Source organism: Acinetobacter sp. B-6 (genome assembly GCF_056930735.1).
The window spans coordinates 33105-56033 of record NZ_JBXPBY010000018.1; the positions used below are offsets into that span (position 1 = coordinate 33105).

The 22929-nt window shown below is 38.6% G+C and carries 19 protein-coding genes; 8 read left to right on the forward strand and 11 right to left on the reverse strand.

The features are described from left to right. Positions 1-46 precede the first annotated feature (46 nt). Positions 47-760 carry a 16S rRNA (uracil(1498)-N(3))-methyltransferase gene (locus AC1Z3T_RS18485; RefSeq protein WP_151804879.1) on the forward strand — a complete coding sequence of 238 codons (714 nt, stop codon included), beginning with the start codon at positions 47-49 and terminating at the stop codon, positions 758-760. Here AC1Z3T_RS18485 and AC1Z3T_RS18490 read toward each other — a convergent pair. After that, the gene (locus AC1Z3T_RS18490) at positions 743-1747 is read right to left on the reverse strand and encodes a mechanosensitive ion channel family protein (RefSeq protein ID WP_004832039.1); all 1005 of its coding nucleotides are present in this window, start codon (positions 1745-1747) and stop codon (positions 743-745) included. The genes AC1Z3T_RS18485 and AC1Z3T_RS18490 overlap by 18 nt on opposite strands. A 123-nt stretch (positions 1748-1870) precedes the next feature. Then, complete coding sequence (locus tag AC1Z3T_RS18495; RefSeq protein WP_151779201.1) at positions 1871-2452, reverse strand: DUF805 domain-containing protein; 582 nt, start codon at positions 2450-2452, stop codon at positions 1871-1873. 293 nt (positions 2453-2745) lie between these two features. Here AC1Z3T_RS18495 and acs point away from each other — a divergent pair, with 293 nt between their 5' ends. Next, the gene (acs, locus tag AC1Z3T_RS18500; protein ID WP_483396850.1) at positions 2746-4689 is read left to right on the forward strand and encodes an acetate--CoA ligase; all 1944 of its coding nucleotides are present in this window, start codon (positions 2746-2748) and stop codon (positions 4687-4689) included. 150 nt (positions 4690-4839) lie between these two features. Then, positions 4840-6024, forward strand: coding sequence for an acyl-CoA dehydrogenase family protein (locus tag AC1Z3T_RS18505; protein WP_151824133.1), 1185 nt, complete (start codon positions 4840-4842; stop codon positions 6022-6024). 522 nt (positions 6025-6546) lie between these two features. Here the strand turns inward: AC1Z3T_RS18505 and ampC are convergent. The 3 genes from ampC to msuE all read right to left on the reverse strand — a co-directional run bounded on the left by ampC (position 6547) and on the right by msuE (position 9930). After that, the gene (gene ampC, locus AC1Z3T_RS18510; protein ID WP_151824134.1) at positions 6547-7719 is read right to left on the reverse strand and encodes a class C beta-lactamase; all 1173 of its coding nucleotides are present in this window, start codon (positions 7717-7719) and stop codon (positions 6547-6549) included. A gap of 309 nt (positions 7720-8028) precedes the next feature. Further along, positions 8029-9147, reverse strand: coding sequence for a dimethylsulfone monooxygenase SfnG (gene sfnG / locus AC1Z3T_RS18515; RefSeq protein WP_005034627.1), 1119 nt, complete (start codon positions 9145-9147; stop codon positions 8029-8031). A gap of 45 nt (positions 9148-9192) precedes the next feature. Then, entirely contained in the window at positions 9193-9930 is a 738-nt protein-coding gene (gene msuE, locus AC1Z3T_RS18520; RefSeq protein ID WP_004832030.1) for an FMN reductase, read from the reverse strand. Positions 9931-10307: 377 nt separating this feature from the next. On the opposite strand from msuE, the gene AC1Z3T_RS18525 reads away from it, so the two are divergent. The 5 genes from AC1Z3T_RS18525 to AC1Z3T_RS18545 all read left to right on the forward strand — a co-directional run bounded on the left by AC1Z3T_RS18525 (position 10308) and on the right by AC1Z3T_RS18545 (position 17329). Next, positions 10308-10961: a response regulator gene (locus tag AC1Z3T_RS18525; protein WP_004832028.1), complete on the forward strand. Its 654-nt coding sequence runs from the start codon at positions 10308-10310 to the stop codon at positions 10959-10961. 235 nt (positions 10962-11196) lie between these two features. Further along, positions 11197-12435 carry an MFS transporter gene (locus tag AC1Z3T_RS18530; protein ID WP_483396851.1) on the forward strand — a complete coding sequence of 413 codons (1239 nt, stop codon included), beginning with the start codon at positions 11197-11199 and terminating at the stop codon, positions 12433-12435. 216 nt (positions 12436-12651) lie between these two features. Next, the gene (locus AC1Z3T_RS18535) at positions 12652-15051 is read left to right on the forward strand and encodes a YgiQ family radical SAM protein (protein ID WP_005034622.1); all 2400 of its coding nucleotides are present in this window, start codon (positions 12652-12654) and stop codon (positions 15049-15051) included. 115 nt (positions 15052-15166) lie between these two features. After that, the gene (locus AC1Z3T_RS18540; protein ID WP_335957147.1) at positions 15167-16396 is read left to right on the forward strand and encodes a hypothetical protein; all 1230 of its coding nucleotides are present in this window, start codon (positions 15167-15169) and stop codon (positions 16394-16396) included. A gap of 408 nt (positions 16397-16804) precedes the next feature. Continuing rightward, the gene (locus tag AC1Z3T_RS18545; RefSeq protein WP_004832023.1) at positions 16805-17329 is read left to right on the forward strand and encodes a DUF2726 domain-containing protein; all 525 of its coding nucleotides are present in this window, start codon (positions 16805-16807) and stop codon (positions 17327-17329) included. Positions 17330-17377: 48 nt separating this feature from the next. Here AC1Z3T_RS18545 and AC1Z3T_RS18550 read toward each other — a convergent pair whose 3' ends face one another. The 6 genes from AC1Z3T_RS18550 to AC1Z3T_RS18575 form a co-directional block, all read right to left on the reverse strand. Continuing rightward, positions 17378-17740, reverse strand: a complete 363-nt coding sequence (locus AC1Z3T_RS18550) for a RidA family protein (RefSeq protein ID WP_151714180.1) — start codon at positions 17738-17740, stop codon at positions 17378-17380. Positions 17741-17808: 68 nt separating this feature from the next. After that, positions 17809-18018, reverse strand: a complete 210-nt coding sequence (locus tag AC1Z3T_RS18555; protein WP_004832020.1) for a hypothetical protein — start codon at positions 18016-18018, stop codon at positions 17809-17811. A gap of 65 nt (positions 18019-18083) precedes the next feature. Beyond that, positions 18084-19496 carry a cell envelope integrity protein CreD gene (gene creD, locus AC1Z3T_RS18560; protein WP_483396853.1) on the reverse strand — a complete coding sequence of 471 codons (1413 nt, stop codon included), beginning with the start codon at positions 19494-19496 and terminating at the stop codon, positions 18084-18086. 117 nt (positions 19497-19613) lie between these two features. Next, complete coding sequence (gene creC, locus AC1Z3T_RS18565; protein WP_483396854.1) at positions 19614-21074, reverse strand: two-component system sensor histidine kinase CreC; 1461 nt, start codon at positions 21072-21074, stop codon at positions 19614-19616. A 3-nt stretch (positions 21075-21077) separates the two neighbouring features. After that, entirely contained in the window at positions 21078-21797 is a 720-nt protein-coding gene (gene creB, locus AC1Z3T_RS18570) for a two-component system response regulator CreB (protein ID WP_483396855.1), read from the reverse strand. A 452-nt stretch (positions 21798-22249) separates the two neighbouring features. Continuing rightward, positions 22250-22849 (reverse strand): SPOR domain-containing protein, encoded by a 600-nt coding sequence (locus tag AC1Z3T_RS18575; RefSeq protein ID WP_046759693.1) that lies wholly within the window; start codon positions 22847-22849, stop codon positions 22250-22252. Between the last annotated feature and the right edge of the window lie 80 nt (positions 22850-22929).

The window sequence follows — 22929 nt, forward strand, 5'->3', positions numbered from 1 at the left end:
TTGTAAAAAATTGCAATGCATCAAGCCAAATGAACCAGACTTTATTATGAATATTGTTCTTCTCGATCCTCGTCAAACGCAGTCCGATATTTGGAAAATCAGTTCCAATCGACAACTTGAACATTTACATCGTCATCTCGCGGTCAAGGTTGGCGATACATTGAAAGTAGGTGTCCGAGATGGAGATCGCTATTTAACGGAAATTATAGACGTTTCTGAACAAGAGATTTTAATTAGACCGATTCAAAAAGAAGTCATTCCTGCAAAACTACCCATGACTTTGATTGTCGCTCTACCACGTCCGAAAGTATTGCGGCGTTTGATCATGGATGCAGTCACAATGGGTGTGCAGCAGATTATACTTATACATAGTTATCGTGTTGATAAAAGCTATTGGCAAACGCCTTTTTTACAACAAATTGAACACTACATAACGTTGGGGTTGGAACAAGCTGGGGATACCATTGCCCCAAAAATAGAATTATATAAACGCTTTAAGCCCTTTGTGGAAGATGTTTTACCACAGTTGATTCACGCACACAGCCCAGCTTATGTGGCACATCCTTATATCGAACAACAGATGCCTTTTGCGATTGACCATGCATGTACTGTAATTATTGGTCCAGAGGGTGGTTTTATTCCTTATGAGATTGATTTGCTCATTAAAAACGGCTGCCAAGCTGTCAGCTTAGGCAACCGTATTCTACGCACTGAAACTGCGATTCCTTATGTAATTGGACGCTTATTTAGCACGAGCTGATTCAAGATCATCGCTAGATGGATCACCACGATATACTTTGACTTCCTGAACTGGGTAAGGGATGGAAATATTATTTTCTGCAAAGGCTTCAAGTACATTTTCTTGAATTTGACTGATCGATGCAGCAGTGACAACTTGAGTGGTATCTACCCACCAACGAACTGTTAAATTGACTGAGAAATCAGCTAAAGCAGTTACGTTTACAGTAAAGCCCGGTTGGCTCAGGATACGCTGATCTTTATCCAGTAATTTAAGGATAATATCCTTCGCCTTTTGTACATCATCTTCATAGCCAATACCAACTACAAATTCACATCGACGACGCTGATAAGCCGTATTGACCGTGACTGCGCTGGTATAAACCGTTGCGTTTGGAATCACAATACGGCGACCGTCAGGTGAACGTAAGAAGGTCGCACGGATTTGAATATCTTCAACCGTACCTTCCATGTTATTCACAATGATGTCATCACCAATTTTAAACGGTTCACCTAAAAGAATTAAAATACCTGAAAGTAGATTTTGGAAAATATCTTTAAAGGCAAAACCAATCGCAACCGAACCAATCCCCAAGGCACTCATCAATTGACCGGGCGTAAAACCTGGAATTGCAATGACCATCGCAATTAAAAAACCAAAAAATATAATCGCTGTACTGCCTACACGGTTCAATACTAAAACTAAATTTTGGCGTGTGTAGGTGCGATTTTCGAGTGTTCGACGAACAAAGAATTTAAACAGCTTAGACAATAACCAAAAAATAGTGATGACAATCAACGCAATACATAAATAAGGCATACGCTCCCAAAAACCATCTACAAATTTATCAATGGTTGTATATGCATCTTTATATTTTTCGGTATGTTGAATTACCGTTTGCGCAGTTTTTTCACCTGCAGAACTAATCAATTGAGTCGTGTCTTGCGCAACGGTACTCAATGCATTTGCATCTTCAGCCACAATGATGTCCAATAAAATAATTGGCATATTTTGCCTGAAATTTTAAAGAAGTTAAGCCTTGATTACAGTTTTTCGTATAACCGAAAAATAAAATAATATTGATGAGAATTTTACCAGCATTGATAAAGTTGATTGCGAAGTCAATCCGCTTTAAAAATATTCAGTACTCTTTTGAATGATCGTAGTGGGACTGCCAATTTCTCCTGTACCTACCATAAAAGACACGATACTGGTGGATGCAAATAATCCAATCACAAAACTAATGATCATCAACCAAGCGAGTAATTTTTCAATGAATGCAGATGGGCGGGGATGACCGAAACGGTTGGCTTTGCTGCAACCACGTGCAAAGAGCAAATAAAATGCCATAAAAAACTGCATGATTGGAATCAAACACAGCACTATCCACCAACCTGATTTATTGCGATCATGAAGTCGACGAATCACCACCACGAACATGAAATATAAATATGCGCAGCTCAATAAGATATAACTCATTTGACTGAGTGTAGAAAGAGAATGGATGGCATGTTGGCTGAAATGCATTGAATCCAAATTCAAAATTCCCAACATCACACTTAGACTCAACAGTGCAAAAGTAAAAAACAGCTGTAAGATCCCGAACCAAGCAATATAACTCAAACGATTAAAACGACCGTGTATCGATAGTGGATGATCAGTTTGTGGTATGACCTGTTTTGAGAAAAATGAAGAGGATTCTTGTGTTTGCATGATGATTGTGTCCAGTTGAAGAAATTCAGTAAGGAAATGTTTTTTTCTGAAAAAAACCATATGCACTTATCACCACAAATTATAAGATCAAAAAAGCGACATAGATATTGAAAATTCGAATGTTTTGGCAAATGACTTAACATTTTCCGATGGTTAAAGTGACCCCCGTGTCTACGACCAAAGCACAATTGTTAATCAAATTGCGCTATCGTAATACTGAACACATGCAGCAAATAAAATCAATAACGTAGGCATACATCTCGTGATGAGATGACAGATCAAGGAAGCAGAATATGAACGAAATATATCCAGTTCCAGAACAATTTGTAAAAACCGCAAGAACCAATGAACAAGAGTATTTTGACCGTTATCAACAGTCAGTGGAGCATCCAGACGAGTTTTGGGCAGAAGCAGCAAGAAAACTGGATTGGATCAAACCATTTACTCAAGTTAAAAATACCAATTTTGACAAAGATCATTTTAAGATTGAATGGTTTGCGGATGGTGAATTGAATGTCAGTGCCAACTGTTTAGATCGTCACCTCAAAGAGCATCCACTTAAACCTGCAATCATCTGGGAAGGTGACCATCCATCACGACATAAAATTATTTCTTTTGAAGAGCTGCATGATGAAGTCTGTCGTTTTGCCAATGTATTGAAAAAAAATGGGATAACCAAAGGTGATCGGGTCATTTTGTATATGCCGATGATTCCTGAAGCTGCAATCGCGATGTTGGCATGTGCACGTATAGGGGCGGTGCATTGTGTGGTTTTTGGAGGATTCTCTCCTGACTCTCTTGCCAGCCGAATTGATGACAGTCAAGCCAAATTAGTCATTACCGCTGATCAGGGAATGCGTGGCGGAAAAACTATTCCATTGAAAGAAAATGTGGATGCTGCATTGACTTTTGCGGGGACCAGTTCTGTTGAAAAAATGATTGTCGTCCATCGTACTGGGCACCCTATTCAGATGAAAGAGGGACGTGATTTGTGGTATCACATGGAAATTATGACGGTGACAGACATCTGCCCGCCAGAAACCATGAACGCCGAAGATCCTTTATTTATCTTATATACTTCAGGTTCCACAGGAAAACCGAAAGGTGTTTTACATACTACAGGGGGTTACCTGACTTATGTGAATTCAACCTTTAGAGAAGTATTTGATATTAAGCAAGATGATGTGTTTTGGTGCACTGCTGATGTTGGATGGATTACAGGGCATTCTTATGTGCTTTATGGACCACTCTCTAACGGTACTACCACAGTAATGTCTGAAGGGATTCCACAATATCCAACTTGGGCACGTACTGGACATATTGTCGATAAGCATAATATTACGATTCTTTATACAGCACCGACAGCAATTCGCGCCATGATGCGTGAGGGTGATGCATTCGTTCGTGAGAGTGACCGCAGTAGTTTGCGTTTATTGGGCTCAGTAGGTGAACCAATAAATCCTGAAGCTTGGAATTGGTATTATACCGTAGTGGGTGAAAGCCGTTGTCCGATTGTCGATACATGGTGGCAAACCGAAACAGGCGGAATTTTAATTTCACCATTGCCAGGCGCAACTGCACTAAAACCAGGTTCTGCAACACGTCCTTTATTTGGAATACAACCTGCGCTGGTTGATACAGAAGGTCAGGAACTGCAAGGAGAAGCTGAAGGGAACTTGATTATCAAGGATTCTTGGCCGGGGCAAATGCGCACCATTTGGGGAGATCCTGAGCGATTTATTGAAGCCTATTTCTCAACCTATCCTGGAAGTTATTTCACAGGTGATGGTGCACGACGGGATAAAGATGGTTATTACTGGATTACTGGGCGCGTCGATGATGTATTGAATGTTTCAGGTCATCGTTTAGGTACGGCTGAGATTGAAAGTGCATTGGTAGCGCATGAAAAAGTTGCTGAATCTGCCGTAGTGGGTATGCCTCATGAGATCAAGGGGCAAGGAATTGCAGCTTATGTCACCTTACAAGCGGGCGAGGCTGAAACAGAAGAATTGCGTAAAGAACTGGTCAATTGGGTTCGTAAAGTATTGGGACCTGTCGCAACACCAGATGCCATTTATTGGGCACCAGCTTTACCGAAGACCCGTTCAGGTAAGATTATGCGTCGGATTCTAAGAAAAATTGCTGCCAATGAATTAGACAGTTTAGGCGATACCTCGACTTTGGCTGATCCAAGTGTAGTGGATCAATTGATTGCAGAAGTGAAGGCAAATACCTAATGGTTTGACTAAAGTCGACTACCGCTGGCTAAATGCTGGCGGTATTTTTTTAAGCATTATTTGCAATGAATAGAATAAGTAACGCAAGCATTGTGATAAGGTCATCTTGCTTGATCTGCTAAGCTCGTTAGATTAGATACAAGAGTTAAAATGATGAATGCACCACAATCGACTTTGAGTTCCTCTGCTTTAACTGTTGCCAAAGAACTGGCAAAGCAATTTGCACAAACGGCAGCTGAGCGAGACAAAGCAGGAGGCAATCCGAAGTTTGAGCGTGATTTGATTCGGAAAAGCGGTTTATTGAGCCTGTCTATCCCACAACAATATGGCGGGCAAGGTGCAGATTGGAAGACGATTTTTCAGACGGTTCAAACCATCGCACAAGTCGATAGTTCCTTAGCACATGTCTATGCTTTTCATCATTTATTAATCGCCACCGTTCAACTCTTTGCCCAACCTGAGCAATATCAGCAATGGTTTGAGCAAACTGCGCAGCAGCATTTGTTTTGGGGTAACACGCTCAATCCTTTAGATAAACGAACCACTGTTCAACAAGTGTCTGAACAGGAATTTATTTTTCATGGTGATAAAAGTTTCTGTTCAGGTTCTATAGATTCAGATATTTTACTGTGTTCTGGTTTTAATGCTGCTGATCAGTTACTGATTGCTGTGATTCCAACCCAACGAGAAGGAGTAAGCTTTTTAGGGGATTGGAACAATATGGGACAACGTCAGACAGACAGTGGAACTAGCCATTTTGAACAAGTGAAAGTATATAAAGATGAGTTGCTTTTAAATCCTGGACCATTAAGTACGCCGTATTCAAGTTTACGCCCACTGATTGCTCAATTGATTTTTGTGCATCTTTTCCTAGGTGTCGCAGAAGGTGCATTTGAAGTCGCTCGACAATCGATACAAACACAAAAAGCATGGTCAAAATCTTTGGCTGAGCAAGCGATACATGATCCGTATATCCAAAAGCATTTTGCTGATTTTTATGTCCAGCTACAAAGCGTACGCTTACTGATAGAGCAGGCAGTTGAAGCATTGCAAGCGGCTTGGAATATTGGTGAAGATTTAACTGAACAGCAACGGGGTCAGGTGTCAATCGCGATTGCGACTGCAAAAATTGCTGCTACGAATAGCTCACTATTCGTGACCCAAAATATTTTTCAAGTTTTGGGTGCGCGTGCAACCACAGCACAATTGAATTTAGACCGTTTTTGGCGAAATGTACGCACACAAACTTTACATGATCCAATCGACTATAAATATCAAGAGGTTGGGGACTGGGTGTTGACAGGAAAAGTCCCTAATCCTAGTTTTTATTCTTGAGCAAGCTCAGCCATTTCATTTGTCTATGTGACCAAACTTAGATATAGTCAAACCACCTGATTATTCATACAAGTGATTTATCTTCAAACAAGCATATGCTTTTTATATGGATTTTTGAAAGTTTTGTATAAACAGTTTTTTGTATTTTTGATTCTCAGACAGTCTTGCTATCGTGAGGCGACATGGATGTCGCCATGTTGAGCGGGGGTATATGAGCAAAAACAAAGCACTGCTTTGTTTGCAGCGCAAGAACCCTTTTAAACGAAAGATTTTTGTCATCTTTTTATCTCTGAAAAGTGAAGCATCGCCTACGCAAACCGATTTAAACTATAGATCTAAAGCGTGGCATTGCAAGCTTTAGATTATCAAACAATATATTTATCATATTGAATTTATTGGTCTAAAAATTATATTTACTGTATTTTTTTTCAAAAAATTGACTACAGGTAAGAAGCTGAGACAGCATAAGCTTTGAATCGCTGAGAGGTACATGGCGTACCTCACTTCGACAATCAACAAAGGTTAAGGATGAGATGTCTGTTTCAAGGTATTCAATACTTCATAAGCGGCTTGAATACGTTCGGCATTTGCAATTCTTTTATTCATCAGCATGACCAAGCCAAATTTTTCCGCAGGAATATAAATCAGATAGGTTCCAAAACCATTTGTTGATCCTGTTTTATGGAATACTCTTGCCCCTGATTTGACCAGTGTTTTTTCAACTGGGTTTGATTGCATCACCACACGGTCAGAGTTGCTTTCTAATAATGTTTCTAAGCTTGCTGGATAGTCGAAAGTTTCCCATCCAAGTGCTTGGGTCATCCCTCCCATTTTAAAGTAACCGATATGCGTTCCTTGAATTGCAGGTCGAATGGATGCCTTCGCTTGATCTGGATTTAAGTTCAATTTTAAGAACTGTAGTAGATCAGGAAGGTTTGATTTCACCCCATAGGCTTGAGCATCGAAAGGTCCCGGATTAACTCGAATTGGGCGATTGTTTTGATCATAGCCAAAAGCATAATTAGTTTGCTGCGCTTTTGGGACGTTGACATAACTATGTTGGAGCTGAAGTTGAGGAAAGAGAACTCGCTCTAATAATGTGCTAAACGGCATGTTCATGGCTTTTGCTGTAGCTTCGCCAAATAGCCCTATACTGGGGTTTGAATATTGTCTAAATTGACCAACGGGTTGATTGACCTTCCAATCTTGAAAGTATTTAAGCGTTTGTGCATCGGTTTTGATTTGATCAGGAAATTGTAATGGCAGATTACCCGTGGTGTAGGTTGCCAACTGCAAAAGTGTGACTTTATTAATTTCTGAATTTTTTAATGCAGATAAATATTTTCCTGGATGGTCTTGAAGTGATAGTTTAGATAAACTTTGCGCATAACTGCCAGCCGTTGCAGTAAACAGTTTACTCACAGAGCCTAATTCAAACAGGGTACTTTTATTGACTGATTTCTTGTCAGCAAGTGATTGTACACCATAGTATTTTTCATAACTTTTGCCTTGGTACAGTACTCCAATTGCCATCCCGGGTACTGCATATTTTTGCATTAAGGGCTGAAATGCCTGAGTCATTGCATTTTCAACCTTCGCAGTGGTTATTTGCTGATTGGCATTTACATAAGTCGTCAGTCCCATGCTACTGATCAGGACGTAAAAGATCGTTTTTGTTTTCTTTAAAAGAGCCATAACCACTTATTCCAATCTATACAGGCAAAAAAAGATTATTTTAATGTGGATTAGAGATTTTCCAAGATCAAGCTTGTTGAGTATATGTATGTCGATATAGATACTTGAAGCAAAATAGATGATTAAAACAAATCAATCGGTGAAGAACGATATTTTATAGCTGATTGGGCTGTTCATACTGAACGACCATGAAACTTTAGCGATGTCAAAAAAAATCCCTCAAGCCGAGTCATGAGGGATAAGCTGCAAAAATTTGTTTTAGTTGTTTATTGTTGTTTTCTACGGCACAAACTCTGGCGCTAGAAATGATCAGGCTGATTTCGCAGTAATTTGCGCTTTTTGAGTTTCTTCTAGTTGACGTACCAAAGGTAGCACTTTTTCTCCAAAATATTCAACTTCCTCAATAAAATGTAAGAAGCCCGAAAGAACGAGGTCGACGCCCACACTTTTTAACTCAACGATTCGTTCAGCAATCTGTTGCGGTGTGCCAATCAAATTGGTCTTAAAGCCATCGTTATATTGCACCAAGTCTTCAAAAGTTGATTTTGCCCAGTTACCTTCGCCCTCTTTAGAGGCGGCACCTGCTTCACGTGTTGCATCACCAAAAGCATTGACTGCTTCAACATTGGCTTGATCAATAATTTCTTGTAACACTGCTTTGGCTTCTTGCTCTGTATCACGGGCAATAATAAAAGCATTCACCCCAATTTTTACTGAATGACCATTCAGCTTGGCTTTTTCTCGAATATCATCAATTTGCTTTTTTAATTCTTCAGGAGTATTGCCATTGGTAAAATACCAATCAGATACACGAGATGCCATATCACGTGCTGCACGAGAACTTCCTCCCTGAAACACTTCAATATGCGGTTTTTGCAAAGGTTTTGGTTTTAAAGTGTAGTCTTTAAACTGATAATATTTGCCATCGAAACTATAGTTATCTGTAGTCCATATTCCTTTTAAAGTTCGAATAAATTCTTCAGAACGGACATAGCGCTCATCATGTTCAGGCCATGGTTCACCGATGGCATCAAACTCACCACGAAACCAACCACTCACCACATTAATGGCAATACGACCATTGGTCAGATAGTCGATCGTTGCCAATTGTTTGGCCGCCAAAACAGGCTTCCAAGGACCAGGCAGGATGGCTGCAATCACTTTTAACTTATCTGTCTTCGCCAATAAAGCATGGCTAAAACTTACAGACTCATGTTGATTTTCAGCGCCATAGCCTGCGGTGAAACGAATTTGGGTGAGGGCATATTCGAAACCACTTTTTTCAGCCGCTTGTGCTAAGCGGACATTATAGTCATAGCTCCAGTCGGTACGTTGTTCAATATTACTGACCACTAAACCACCGCTGACATTGGGCACCCAATATGCAAACTTAATGGCTGGATTATGGTGTGATGAAAACTGTGACATAACATGACCCTCTATTTTTTATTATCTGCGACTACGAGGTTGCAATTAAGCAACCTGTGATTGTGGTGATTTGGATTTTGCATGAAGACGGTTTTCTGCTGCATCCAAGTTTGGGATTGCAGCTGAAGGCAGTACCTCATCTTGCTCGATTTGTTTGTTAATCCCTAAGTTTTGATTGGCTTGTTCCGTCTTAGCTTTGACAACCTCAGCACGTTGCCCTTTTGCAGGAGCCCATTCCAAAATTGGCAATGCGCGTGCAACAGCCAAAGTAATACGATCTTGAATATGTTCACTCTTGATGGTGTATTCAGGCGTGAAATCACGATCGGTTGCATAGACGCCAATCGGTAGGGTTTGGGCTTGGAAAAAGCTAAATAATGGACGAAGCTGATGTTCCAATACCAATGCATGGCGATCGCTTCCGCCTGAAGCAGCCAGTAATACCGGCACATCCACCAGTGCTGTTTGTTCAACAAAGTCAAAGAAATGTTTAAATAAACCTGTGAATGACGCACGGTATACAGGCGTACCCACGATCAAGGCATCTGCTGCTTCGACGGCTGCTAAATCATCTTGTACACGTTGTGGAAGCTGGTTACGGTAAATTGCACCACCCAGTAAATGACCAATTTCACTGAATTTAATAAAATGCACATTGATCGGAGTTGCTTGACCGAGCTCATCTAAAATGGCTTGAACTAAACTTTCTGTTTTTGAAGGGTTATTTAAGCCCCCTGATACAGCAACAATATTTAAGGGTTTTTGTTGAGTATAAATAGACATGTTGGCAACCTAATAAATTGAATCTCGGAATGCCATTTATTTATCTATATTCAGTGAGATTGGTAAAATAATGAAAAACAGATTGGTTATCAGTTTTTGAGATATACAGAAAAACGCTTCATTTTAAGGGGAAGATATAGTCTAAATTGCTGAACTTATTTGATATTATTTATTTGGATAAGCAATTCATTTTTAGATGTTTATTTTATATTTAAAAGTGATATTTAAATCTGTATTTTGAGAAATAACCGAAAAAGAGTAGGGAATTCTCATTAAAGCACACAAATAATTCAAAAATTCGTTAATATTAACGTATCTTAAATAGCAATAGTGCGGTTAGAATAAAAGAACTGTGCTAGAGATCTCTCACTTCGCTTATGAATATTTTAATCGTTGATGATCATCCACTGTTTCGCCATGCGTTAATTCAGGCGGTTCGTTATAGTTTGCCACAAGCTCAAATCAGTGAAACTGCGGCTGTTAATGAGTTCTACGAGCGTTTGGAAAATGGTCCTGAACCAGATTTAGTCTTATTGGATTTAAATTTACCTGGCGCATCGGGTTTCTCTGCATTGGTCCATGTTCGTGCACAGTATCCTGCGATTCCAATTATTGTGGTATCAGCCCACGAAGAAGCATCGATTATTCAGCGTGCGATTGCGCACGGTGCAATGGGTTATATTCCGAAGTCTGCGCATCCAAGCCATATTGGGGAAGCAATTCGCCAAGTATTAGAAGGCGAAATTTGGTTGCCGCCAAATTTACCGACTGCGAATATGAATTTTGACCCTCGTGCTGCAGATGAAACAGCTTTGGCAGAGCGTATCCAATCTCTAACGCCACAGCAATTCCGTGTCTTAATGATGGTTGCCGAAGGTTTGCTGAATAAACAAATCGCATATGAACTGGATGTTTCTGAAGCGACGATTAAAGCGCATGTGACTGCAATATTCCGTAAGTTGGGCGTACAAAATCGTACTCAAGCTGTCTTGGCAATCAATGCACTGAACATCGAAGAGAAAAAAGTTTAAGGTTGTTCTGATGATTCAGTGAACATTAGAAAAGTCTCTAAAATTATGAGAAGAGTGTATTAAAAATATGCTCTTTTTTATATTTTAAAATTCATTTTTAAGTTTTATTTTTATAAAATTTAGTTTGTTATAGGTATTTTATTCTTTGCTAAGCAAGGAATGAATCTCCGATAATTTTTTCACTTTTATCAATTATTCAAAATAGGCGTATACTGATCAGACATGAGGAAAAACTATGTCTGATGCATCTGAATCTACAGCGTATATTGAGTATGGCACTCGTCCCTTTCTGGCGATTTTGCTGTCACTATTTCTAGCAGGGTTTGCGGTATTTTCATCATTGTATTGTGTTCAGCCGATGATGCCTTTTTTGGCAAAATTCTTTCATGTGACCCCTACACATAGCAGTTTCCCACTTTCATTTTCCACCATTACATTGGCTTTGGGGCTTTTGTTTGCAGGGTTAATCTCAGATCGTTATGGTCGTAAACAGATCATGGCGATTTCTTTGTTTTCAACAGCCACTCTATTATTAATTAGCTCATTACTACCGTATTGGGAAATCTTCCTTGCCACACGAATGCTGATTGGTCTGGCGGTGAGTGGAGTTGCATCAGTAGCGATGACCTATATTGGCGAAGAAATCGCACAAAAAGATGTTGGCTTTGCAATGGGTTTGTATATTTCAGGTACTGCGATTGGTGGTATGAGTGGGCGCTTAATCGCAGGCGTTTTACTGGATTATATTTCATGGCAAACAGCTACTATGATTATTGGCATACTCAATTTATTGATCGCCATCACTTTCTATGTTGCACTCCCTGCGTCCAAACACTTTAAATCTTATCCGATTCAATTCTCTCGCTTTATCGAATCGTTCAAGAAAAACCTCTCTGATGCAAAATTAAGATTCCTATTTATCGAAGGTTTCATTTTGATGGGTTGCTTTGTCACTGTGTTTAATTACATGAGCTATCATCTTTTAGAAAAACCTTTTGAGTTGTCTCAGACGTGGATTGGCTTGATTTCGATCGCTTATTTATCAGGTATTTATAGCTCACCACGTGCAGCTGGCTGGAGCCGTCGATTTGGACGTGCAAAAGTTTTGATTGCCATGTTTTGTAGTATGGCGCTAGGTTTGTGGATAATGTTCATTCCATCTTTATGGACTGTGTTAATTGGGTTATTTATTTTCACCTTTTCATTTTTTGCGGCACATTCCACCTCAAGCAGTTGGGTATCTATACAGTCTTTACAATATCGTGCAGTCGGTTCTTCGCTGTATTTATTCTGCTACTATCTCGGTTCAAGCCTGTTGGGCAGTGGTAGTGGCTTGATTTGGGAAAAATATGGCTGGTCGGGTTTAACCGTAAGCATAACTGTTGTACTGGGTATTGGGTTATTGGTCGCGCTAAAATTAAATCAAATGCAGAAGCAAACTGACTCAGATTCGACAAAGCTTGAATCGAACTAAATTGCCCTGAGCTTTTATTGATTGATTCACGATCCTCATTTAAAACAGTTTATTCATTTCATTTCGACATTTGAATGAAATGAAAATAGAGAAATCACTGCTAAAAATAAAATGTTTACTTTTTAATCAAGCAACATGAGCAAAATTCATGGTAAAATGATTGGCTTTCATCTTAGATCTCTCCCGATCGCCAACCGCCAATCGAGAAAACTTACCATGTCGACCGCTTATACTGCTCAGACAGCGCCTGTTGCGTTGTTTGATTATGACAAATATTGGGCATCGTGCTTTGAACCAGCACCTTTTTTGCCTATGTCTCGCGAAGAAATGGATCAACTCGGTTGGGACAGTTGTGACTTTATTTTAGTGTGTGGGGATGCATATATTGACCATCCTTCATTCTGCTCAGGGATTATTGGTCGAACACTTGAAGCGCAAGGTTTCCGTGTTGGCATTATTGCTCAACCCGATTGGACATCTGCCGAAGCCTTTAAAGTTCTAGGTAAACCAAATATTGCTTGGGGTGTTACAGCAGGCAATATGGACTCGATGATCAATCGCTATACAGCAGATCGTAAGATTCGTTCAGATGATGCTTATTCTCCAGACAATGTGCCGAATAAACGTCCCGATCGTGCTGCAACGGTGTATTGCCAACGTTGTCGTGAAGCATTTCCGGATGTACCAGTATTATTGGGCGGCATCGAAGCGTCTTTACGCCGTATCGCCCATTATGATTATTGGTCAGACAAAGTCCGCCGTTCAGTGTTGATGGACTCCAAAGCGGATTTATTGATGTATGGTAATGGTGAACGCTCTATTGTTGAAGTGATGCATCGCCTTGCCAAAGGTCAAAAAATTCATGAAATTACCGATGTTCGTGGCACAGCATTCATCGTCAATAAGAGCAACCGTGCTTCAAAAGCCAAATTTGTTGAAATTGCATCCAATGATGTGGATTCAATTGGGCGAGTTGATCCGATCATCAACCCGTATGTGATGACCGAAGATTTGGATGGATGTGAGATTGAGCAGAATAAAGGCAATTCTTTAAGCCAATATCAAAATTTCCAAAAAGAATTGGTTGCCAATCCTGTGGTACGTGAAGGCGATCATCTGGATGAAAATACTCAAATTGTACGTTTACAGCCTGCTTCAAAGGCGATTAAACATAAATTACCGCCTCGTGAGTTGGCGGTAATTCGTTTACCTGCTTTTGAAGAGGTGGCAGAAGATCCTGTGTTGTATGCACACGCAAACCGTATTTTACACTTGGAAACCAATCCGGGAAATGCGCGAGCATTGGTGCAAAAACATGGTGAACGTGATGTTTGGCTGAATGCGCCACCTATTCCATTGACCACTGAAGAAATGGACTATGTGTTTGATTTGCCTTATGCACGTCTACCACATCCTGCTTATGGCAATGCACGCTTCCCAGCCTTCGACATGATTAAATTCTCCGTGAATATTATGCGTGGCTGTTTTGGCGGTTGTACTTTCTGTTCAATTACTGAGCATGAAGGGCGAATTATTCAAAACCGTTCAGAAGAATCAATTTTGCGTGAAGTCGAAAAGATTCGTGATACAGCACCTGGCTTCACAGGCATTATTTCTGATCTCGGTGGTCCAACGGCAAATATGTACCGTTTGCATTGTAAAGATCCAGAAATTGAAAAAAATTGCCGTAAACCTTCCTGTGTTTATCCGGGTGTATGTCAAAATTTACATACTGATCATGCGCCTCTAACACAGTTATATCGCAAAGCCCGTGCAATCAAAGGCATTAAAAAAATTCTGATTGGTTCAGGTTTACGCTATGATCTTGCTGTATTAAATCCTGAATATGTCAAAGAGCTGGTTCAACATCATGTGGGCGGGTATTTGAAAATTGCCCCTGAGCATACCGAAAAAGGTCCATTGTCGAAGATGATGAAACCCGGAATCGGAACTTATGACCGCTTTAAGCAGATGTTTGATCGTTTTAGTAAGGAAGCGGGTAAAGAACAATATCTTATTCCTTATTTTATTGCTGCGCATCCAGGAACTACAGATTATGACATGATGAATCTGGCGATCTGGCTCAAGAAAAATGGTTTCCGTGCCGATCAGGTTCAGACTTTCTATCCATCACCAATGGCAACAGCGACAACCATGTACCATACCAACAAAAATCCGTTGGCGAAGGTGGCGCGTTATACTGAAAATGTCGATATTGTCAAAGGTGAAAAGCGTCGTCGCTTACATAAAGCATTCTTACGTTATCATGATCCAAATAACTGGCCTTTATTACGTGATGCCTTACGTGAAATGGGGCGTGCTGATTTGATTGGCAACTCTAAACAGCATTTGATCCCAACCTATCAACCGCAAGGTACGGATGGTCAGTATCAATCTGCACGTAAGAAGAACTCAACATTGGCAGGTGATTCACAAAAGCGTACGGGTGAAAATACTGCACGTACTCAGTCACGACATGCCAATCAGCCAAATCGCCCACAAAAAGGGCAAGTGTTGACACAACATACAGGTTTGCCACCGCGTGAAACAGGGGATCGTAAAAAACCGTTTGGTGGTAACAGTAAAGGAAAATCTAAGCCGAAAAGTAGAGCTTAAGTTTTAGTGAGTGTTCAAGAGGGTGCGAAAGCACCCTCTTTTTATTGATTTAAATATAGGCAAAAGATATAGTAAAGGTTCCTTTCAAGGGTGTTTATGCTCTTAATTTTTAAAAATGAATCAAAATAAAGCAGATGACAAAGTCACAGAAGCTGAATATGTAATTAGACTTAAAGCATATGAGGAAAAAATTCAAAAAAAGATTACTGAATGGAAATTTACTCAAACAGATATAGATGCTTTAAATTCAATAAATCATAAAAAACTTGTAACAAAAGAGTTGAATAAAAGTGAAGTTTTTCATTGGTTAATAAAAAGTAATATTATCTGGGTACATGAGTTACAAGAGTATCTACAAAATCAAAAAATTGATCTCAACGAGCCATTTTGGGTTGCTGCACATAGTAGATTAGGTAGTTCTCATGTTTCTATTTTTAATAAAGACATAGATGTTATTGATATAGGCGGTAATACAGCAGCCCCTGATTGGAAGTGTTATGATTATAAAGATTATTATAATCCTGATTTTAAAATTTATAATGATGTTTGTATTAAAGCTGATGGTTTGAAAAAGATAGAGCTTTGGAACTATCCTGAAGAGCAATTTCCACCAGTATATGATCATGATACAGTCTATGATAAAAACAAGAATTTGGTATACATTACTGGTGGTCTTGGTTCAGGAGAGAGACAGAAAAAAAATATCACTGAAATTTATCAGCTGAATGTAAAAACGAAAGATATTGAATGTATAGATGCTTTGGGTGAATCGCCACCTTGTTTGCATAATCATCATACAAAAATGTGGAATCATGACCTAATTGAAATGAGAGACGGAAATATTCTCAAAAATGGTAAAGCGATTAAAAACTTATATGTTTGGTATTTTAATTTAAAAACAAAGACATGGTTGAAACAAAAACAAGAAATGTATCATCATTGGTTAATTACATCATCTGATAGTGGTGAATTATTTTTAGATATTTCTAAAAAAATTTTAAAAATGGAAGATGAAAAATTGTATTCGAGTGAATTTGTTGAAGAGTATAAGCAAGATATCTTCAAATATTATGGGTATGTGCCTGATTATAAGATATATCTAAATTTATATCGTCCAGTAAAAGACATGTATTTTTATGAATTTACTGGTTATATGGATCGATATCCTTCTTGTGCTTGTATCTTGAATCGTCAGGTCTATCATTGTTTTGAAGGTTATAATCGAATTGAGGTTGCTTTTCAGAACTCTACTTCAAATGAATTTCAAGAATTTATTATTAATGATTTAACATCAAAATTAAAACAACTTTCGGGTCTTGATGTAGTTGTAGAAAAAGTTACTTAATAGAAGCTAGTGTGTATACCACCCTCTTTAAATTCGAATTGAATAATTAAAATACAAAACTGTGGATAACTTTGCTTAAACTGTTGAAAAATTTTGTGTACGAAAAGTACACAAATTCTGGTTTTAATTGTCCTACAATCAAACTAAAGTTTTATCGGATTTAGTTGTATTCGTAATAGATACAAGGTATAAAAGCCATAAATCAATTCATTTATTTGTAGGAATAAATGAGGAAAATAAATAATAGTTCAACAAATATTTTAAAACTGTGATATGAGTTGTTATTTTTTAAATTAAGCAAATTTATATCTCATATGTGACGTTGAACTGAGAGTAAAAAAGTATCTTTAGATACACAAGAACTGGTCTTATTTGACCAAATTATAATAAAGAATTAGGAAATGAAATATGGACATATTGATTGTTGCGAGTTTGATACTATTTGCCGCTGTGATTGCGATTGCTTATAAAGGATTGAAAAATAAGCAGCAAGTTGATAGTGCTCTGCGTAGAAGAGCAGTATTTAATTCACATGAACAGATTACTTTTACTCGATTAAAAGAAATTTTACCTGAAGCTAATATTTTGGCTCATGTGTCTTTTGATGCATTGTTAACAACAAAATATTTACACACACGTCGTAAATATCAGCAAATGTTTGCAGATTTTGTTGTATTGGACAAAGACTGTAAAGTTTTGGCTGTGATTGCTTTAGAAGATATCAATGCAATTAAACGTGCTCACCAAAATACCTATAAAGATGCATTGTTACAATCTGCGGGCTACAGAGTGATTCGTTATCTCGGTATTCCTGAATATCAGGATTTGCGTGAAGATTTTTTAAGTGAGTTCGCTGAAATGAGTCATTCACACGTGCTCGAGGAACAACTGTTGGGGAAGTTTGATCTTTATTCTAATCGTGTATATGGTTAATAAAAAATGCATGTCTCAGCATGCATTTTTAAATGTTCAAATTAATTTCTACAATGGTTCAGGTTTTACCGCAACTACCGTCATCTCCACCAAAACATCAGGTCGATAAAGTTTTGCTTCCACACAAGTTCTTGGAAGTGCTTCAATATCAGAACACCAAGCATCCCAAACTTCATTCATTGCTGCATAATCATTTTCAATATCTTTCAAAAAGATCATCACAGACATGATGTGGCTTTTGTCTGTTCCTGCATCTGCAAGAAAACGGTCAATCATATCTAAAGTTTGCTGAGTCTGTCCTTTAATATCTAAGGTTAAATCTGTTGCCAATTGACCTGCCAAATGGACTAAATTGCCTGAAATCGCAATTTCAGAAAAGCGCTTTTCTACATGCAAACGTTGTACAGTCATGATCACTCTCAAATCTTGTTTATGGGCTAAATTTTACGTGATCAAGATGCATCTGCAAACCAACTTTGTTATGAGTGCGTAAATGCATCTATGCGAATTAAAGTTTTATGTTTAAAAACGATAAAACAATCGTATTCAGGGCAAATGATCAGGCTACCTAAGTTCAAAAACTGAATTTTTGCGATGCGTAATTGATTTAAGCAAAACGCAACTGAGGATTGTAAAGGGCAAAGTTGCTGTAGTTGTTCTGGCGCTTTTTGTTTAATAAAAAGATTCATGACCATCTCGATGAATTTAAAATGATGATTAAGCAGTGAATGAACAGACATTCACTGCATGGCAATTAAGATTGAGGAGGAATGTAGGATTTAAGCGCTCGCTCAGGCTTATTGTTGATTTGATACCAATCGATGTGACGTGTAAGGAACATGACGACCGCGAGTAATACAAATGAAATGATCGAACCGATCAAGAAGGTCTTGCCTGAGGACTGCAATAACAGATACATCACAGCGTAGAGTGAACTGAGGATCACACCGAATAAGGCAGCAGCTTTAAAACCTTTCATCACATAGAACAAATACCATGTCATGAGACCAACACAGGCAACTCCTGCGACAAAGTAAGCCCATGCAAAGGCATAGTATTCACTGATAGAAAGTAGTAGAACAAAGAAAAGACCTTGTGCGATTGCCACCAAAGAATATTGAATTGGATGAATACGAAGGCTTTTAAGCACCTCAAATAAGAAGAAACAACCAAAGGTAATGATGATAATCACGACACCATATTTAATTGCTCGATCTGTTTGAGTATAAACATTGACGGATTCTAAAAATTCGGTTGATAAGCCAATTCGTTGACTTTGCTCAACGTCATAGGCATTTTCTTGAGTGTAATAGCCTTGGCTGAATTGGCGAATGCAATCACTGGTGTCACATTCAATCAGTTTGCTGATGTTTTGCTGCCCCAGTGCAATGTTTTTCCATTGTGCTGTAAATTGTTGATGGGTACTGGTTTTAGCAAAGGGTAAATTTTGTCCTGAATACTTGATGTCCGCCCAGTTGCCTTTGGCTTGATAACTGACACTACGGCTGGTGGGAACCAAGCTAAATTTGCCAAGACCTGTGATATTGGTGGCTAAATCAAAAGAAAAACCATTTTGAATCGCATTGATTAATTCAGGATAATTTTTTGTAGAAATACGCATAAAGTCAAAACCAGAAGCATCACTGCCTTTGGGACTCATTTCAAAAATATAATTCTTATTGAGTATTTTTAACGAGGGTTGCGTGTCTAAACCTCGTGGATCATGCACAGGAAACATAATCTCAGCACGATTCCATTGATAGTCTTTATTCTCCAGTGTGGGCTTTTGAAAAGTGCCTTTAGCGGTTAAATTTGCAGTATAGCTAATTGCTCGGTAGATGGTGCGTTTATAGTCATCATCAGAAACCTTAAAATCAGCAGTCCATTGTGTGCTGTCTGCACTGATGTATACCCATTGTTCTTCTGTACAGGAATAAGTGACTTTTTTGTCGTCCAAACAGGTTTTGATTTCGGTATAGGGCACACGAATATAAGGTGAAATAACAGTTTGTGGGCTGATGTTGTTTTGTGAGATTTCTCTGAGAAAAGCTTGTTGGTATCCCTGTCGTTCTGACACCAAAGTGCTAATGAAGAGTAGACCTATCCAAAACAGCGCAATCAAAATGGCAATTGCAATAATTTTAAAGGTGAGAAAATTGGATCGCATCACGGTGTTCCTGAGCCGTTGTTTTTGTTAGGTTCAGTATGCGAAGCCGAAATGTGTTTTGTTTGAGCTGACTTTGTGTTTTATGTGAAGTTTAGGTGAATATTCAAATCTTTGTGGTTAAAGCAAAATCTTGACCAATACGCCTTGTTGATGAGATTGCAGAATTGGAATCTGATTTTCCTCGATATTTAAAATGTTAATCTGACCATGATGTTGTTCAATGACTTGCTGAACAATACTGAGTCCAATACCCGAACTACGTTGTTGGCTGATTGGTCGAGGAAGTGAAAAGTATGTATCAAACACCTGTGTAAGCGCATAGTCAGGAATCCATACACCTTCATTAAAGATATTTAATTCAATATGTTGATGTGCTTGCCGATGTAGTTGAATCAGAATCTTTGCCGAATCCTGAGAAAAATCCAAAGCATTGTCTAAAATATTGCCAAGCGTTTGTTGAAGCCAAAAACGATCTGCATGAATCATACAATTGGCTTCAATATCTAATAAACATTGAATTTTTTTAGCCTGCATTTGACTGGCGTGCCGATCTAAAGTCTGATGGATTAATTCAGACAAATTAAAATTTTGAATCTCAATTTGATGCCTCGATTTTTCCAAGCGAGTTAGTAACAGCATACGGTCAATCAAGCTCTGCAAACGCTGGCTTTGTTCATGAATATGTGTGGCAAAATTTTGTTGATCAGTTAAAGGCAAATCTTCTTTAAGCAACTCAGCACTGGCTTGGATCGCAGTTAAAGGGCTTTTTAGCTCATGTGTCAGGGTGTTGACGTAGTGCTCGACATAAGCGCGATCTTCCAGTTTTTCTCGCATATCTTCCACGGCTTGAGCAACTTGATTGAGTTCTTTGGCGGATCGAAAATGCGGAGTTCGGTTGACAGGTGCCAGCGCTTGAGCATACTTACGCACACGATCAATACTATGTTTAAGCCAATAAGCCACTAGGCTGGCTAAAAATAAACTCAACAACGTAATCCATATGGCTTGGCGGATCAGTTGATTTTCAGCACGTTGGATGTAAGGTTGTACGGATATATTGGGCTTTCCGATGCTGACCACTCCAATCAGCTTTTGTTGTTGATCAATTTGATAATAGATAGGTGCAGCAATAAACATGGTGCTACTGTTACTATCTTCCTCATAACTTCGGGTTGAACGAACACCATATTTGCCTCTTAATGTCAGGTAGACATCATTCCATTTTGAATAGTCTTGTCCTGTTGCAATGCCTTGTGAATCATAAATCACTATGCCTTTTTGATCAGTGATATAAATTTGTTGATTGATTTCATTCTTATTGTGTTGCCAAATATTGGCGTTGATTTTTCGATTGAGCGCATTTTGAATTTTCTCATCAAACTGGACAGTTCCAACCTTATTTTCATAAACATCTTCTGCAACCAGCATGGCAATAATATTGGCATTTTCCGCAAGTGTATCTTCGACAACCTGTCGTACATTGGGTTTTACTTGTTGATTAAAGGTATAAGACATAAACCATAAACCGAGCAAGATAATTAACCCGAAGAAGAACCAAATACGGATAAATATCGACATGCTTTAGTCCAGCCTTTTCAGGCTATAGCCGAAGCCACGGTGAGTTTCAATTGGATCTTGTTCAGCAGATATTTGTTTGAGTTTATTGCGTATACTCTTGATATGAGTGTCAACAGTTCGATCTAAGCTATGCTCCGGATGTTCCCAAACTTGATCCATCAATTGTTGTCGGCTAAATACTTGTTCAGGATGTTGAATCAACAGTTTGAGTAAACGATATTCATAACGTGTTAATTGCAGTATGGTGCCTAAGTATTGAATCTGGAAAGACTCATCATTGCATTGCCATGTTTGGGAATGTTTAGATATTAAATGTTGCGTTATTGGAGTATTTTGTTGGAGCTGATTTTGAATCTCCATTCTGCGCCAAATGGCTTTAATTCTGGAGACAATTTCTCTTGAGCTAAACGGTTTAGTGCAATAGTCATCTGCGCCAATCTCTAAACCAATAATTCGATCAATTTCGTCATCACGTGCTGTCAAAAACAACAGCGGTGTGTGGTTGAAATGGCGAATTCTTTTACACACATCAAAGCCATTTAAATCTGGTAAACCAATATCTAAAATAATAAAGTCGAAGGCTTGTTGTTGAATATAATCAATAGCTTGGAGACCAGAGTTTGCCCAAGTGACTTGCCACTCTTCACGCTCAAGTGCATAGCGTAATGGCATAAGTATCGCCGCATCATCTTCAACGCATAAAATCTGCTTTTTATGATTCATTGCAATTAAATATTTATCATCTCGTGTTGAGTGTACTGAAATTGAAATATTTAGGCGAATGAATTTTAAGTGAAGTTTAGATGAAGATTTTTTTATGAAAGAGAGGAATGATGATCGTTAGATAAGTTCATGAGAAAAATAGACGTTTACCCATGTTAAGCTCGGAGCGCCCTGTAATATTCGGATTTGATCGTCACGCCAACTACAGGACAGCAAATCAAAAGTATTGGTGACTTTTGATCTCTCTGCGGATACATGGGTAATGTATTGCGGGAGGTAGATTACTCTAATTTTGATCAACTTGGGTAAATATTTAGTCGAATTATATTTTTTTGAGTAAAAAATAGACGAATAATTTAAACAGATTGAATAGATAAAATTTGAATTTAAAAACAGAATGTCAATGCATCCTGTTTTTAATAAATAGCTTAGTTCAATGATAGAGAAAACAATTAACGTTTAACCACAATCGAATCTATTCCACTATGTTGTAAGGTTTGCTGAGCGATGACTGCGGCATTCTGTGATTCATATGGACCAGAAATCACACGATACCAAGTTTTGCCACCCTCAGTACTTTGTACAACATCAGCAGATAAACCATTTAAAATGATTTCGGCACGTCGAGCATCTGCGGCATCGGGATCATCATAACTACGAACTTGTAAGATGTATTCAGGTTGAGCAGGTGCTGTTCTTTCAGCGTTGACACCGACATCAACATTGTCAGTTTGAGTTTGAGAAGGTGCTTCAACAATAACGGGTTGCTGCTGATTTTTATTCTCTGGAACCGCTTGTTCAGGAATCGGCGTCACTTGTTGTTGTGGCAACAAATCATAAAAGCGATAGTCTTTGTTGGTATCTTCTTGATAATGTTCAGACGTAATTTCATTTCGAGGTTGAACAGGCGCCCACGGTTTCCAGAGCATCAGAGCGACACCAAAACTTAACACGATTAAAATGACCACAAGCATCCCTAACCATTTAGGAATCAATGGTTGTTTAGGTTTGGTTGGTCTTTCAGACACACCGCGTTGCGTTTTTCCAAACACGAGAAATCCTCTTATTATTTATTGTTTAACATCGCGTTCAAGCATAGTTTCGCTTGAGCGCGATGTAAAGTAATGATTTA

What these genes read in the sequence shown, in the direction of transcription:
- ampC (WP_151824134.1), bottom strand. Translation starts at nt 7,719, where the DNA reads ATGGCTCTTTTAAAGAAAACAAAAACGATCTTTTACGTCCTGATCAGT.
- AC1Z3T_RS18505 (WP_151824133.1), top strand. Translation starts at nt 4,840, where the DNA reads ATGATGAATGCACCACAATCGACTTTGAGTTCCTCTGCTTTAACTGTT.
- AC1Z3T_RS18555 (WP_004832020.1), bottom strand. Translation starts at nt 18,018, where the DNA reads ATGAATCTTTTTATTAAACAAAAAGCGCCAGAACAACTACAGCAACTT.
- AC1Z3T_RS18530 (WP_483396851.1), top strand. Translation starts at nt 11,197, where the DNA reads ATGTCTGATGCATCTGAATCTACAGCGTATATTGAGTATGGCACTCGT.
- creD (WP_483396853.1), bottom strand. Translation starts at nt 19,496, where the DNA reads ATGCGATCCAATTTTCTCACCTTTAAAATTATTGCAATTGCCATTTTG.
- acs (WP_483396850.1), top strand. Translation starts at nt 2,746, where the DNA reads ATGAACGAAATATATCCAGTTCCAGAACAATTTGTAAAAACCGCAAGA.
- msuE (WP_004832030.1), bottom strand. Translation starts at nt 9,930, where the DNA reads ATGTCTATTTATACTCAACAAAAACCCTTAAATATTGTTGCTGTATCA.
- AC1Z3T_RS18550 (WP_151714180.1), bottom strand. Translation starts at nt 17,740, where the DNA reads ATGACTGTACAACGTTTGCATGTAGAAAAGCGCTTTTCTGAAATTGCG.
- AC1Z3T_RS18545 (WP_004832023.1), top strand. Translation starts at nt 16,805, where the DNA reads ATGGACATATTGATTGTTGCGAGTTTGATACTATTTGCCGCTGTGATT.
- AC1Z3T_RS18535 (WP_005034622.1), top strand. Translation starts at nt 12,652, where the DNA reads ATGTCGACCGCTTATACTGCTCAGACAGCGCCTGTTGCGTTGTTTGAT.
- AC1Z3T_RS18540 (WP_335957147.1), top strand. Translation starts at nt 15,167, where the DNA reads ATGAATCAAAATAAAGCAGATGACAAAGTCACAGAAGCTGAATATGTA.
- AC1Z3T_RS18490 (WP_004832039.1), bottom strand. Translation starts at nt 1,747, where the DNA reads ATGCCAATTATTTTATTGGACATCATTGTGGCTGAAGATGCAAATGCA.
- creB (WP_483396855.1), bottom strand. Translation starts at nt 21,797, where the DNA reads ATGAATCATAAAAAGCAGATTTTATGCGTTGAAGATGATGCGGCGATA.
- AC1Z3T_RS18485 (WP_151804879.1), top strand. Translation starts at nt 47, where the DNA reads ATGAATATTGTTCTTCTCGATCCTCGTCAAACGCAGTCCGATATTTGG.
- creC (WP_483396854.1), bottom strand. Translation starts at nt 21,074, where the DNA reads ATGTCGATATTTATCCGTATTTGGTTCTTCTTCGGGTTAATTATCTTG.
- AC1Z3T_RS18525 (WP_004832028.1), top strand. Translation starts at nt 10,308, where the DNA reads ATGAATATTTTAATCGTTGATGATCATCCACTGTTTCGCCATGCGTTA.
- sfnG (WP_005034627.1), bottom strand. Translation starts at nt 9,147, where the DNA reads ATGTCACAGTTTTCATCACACCATAATCCAGCCATTAAGTTTGCATAT.
- AC1Z3T_RS18495 (WP_151779201.1), bottom strand. Translation starts at nt 2,452, where the DNA reads ATGCAAACACAAGAATCCTCTTCATTTTTCTCAAAACAGGTCATACCA.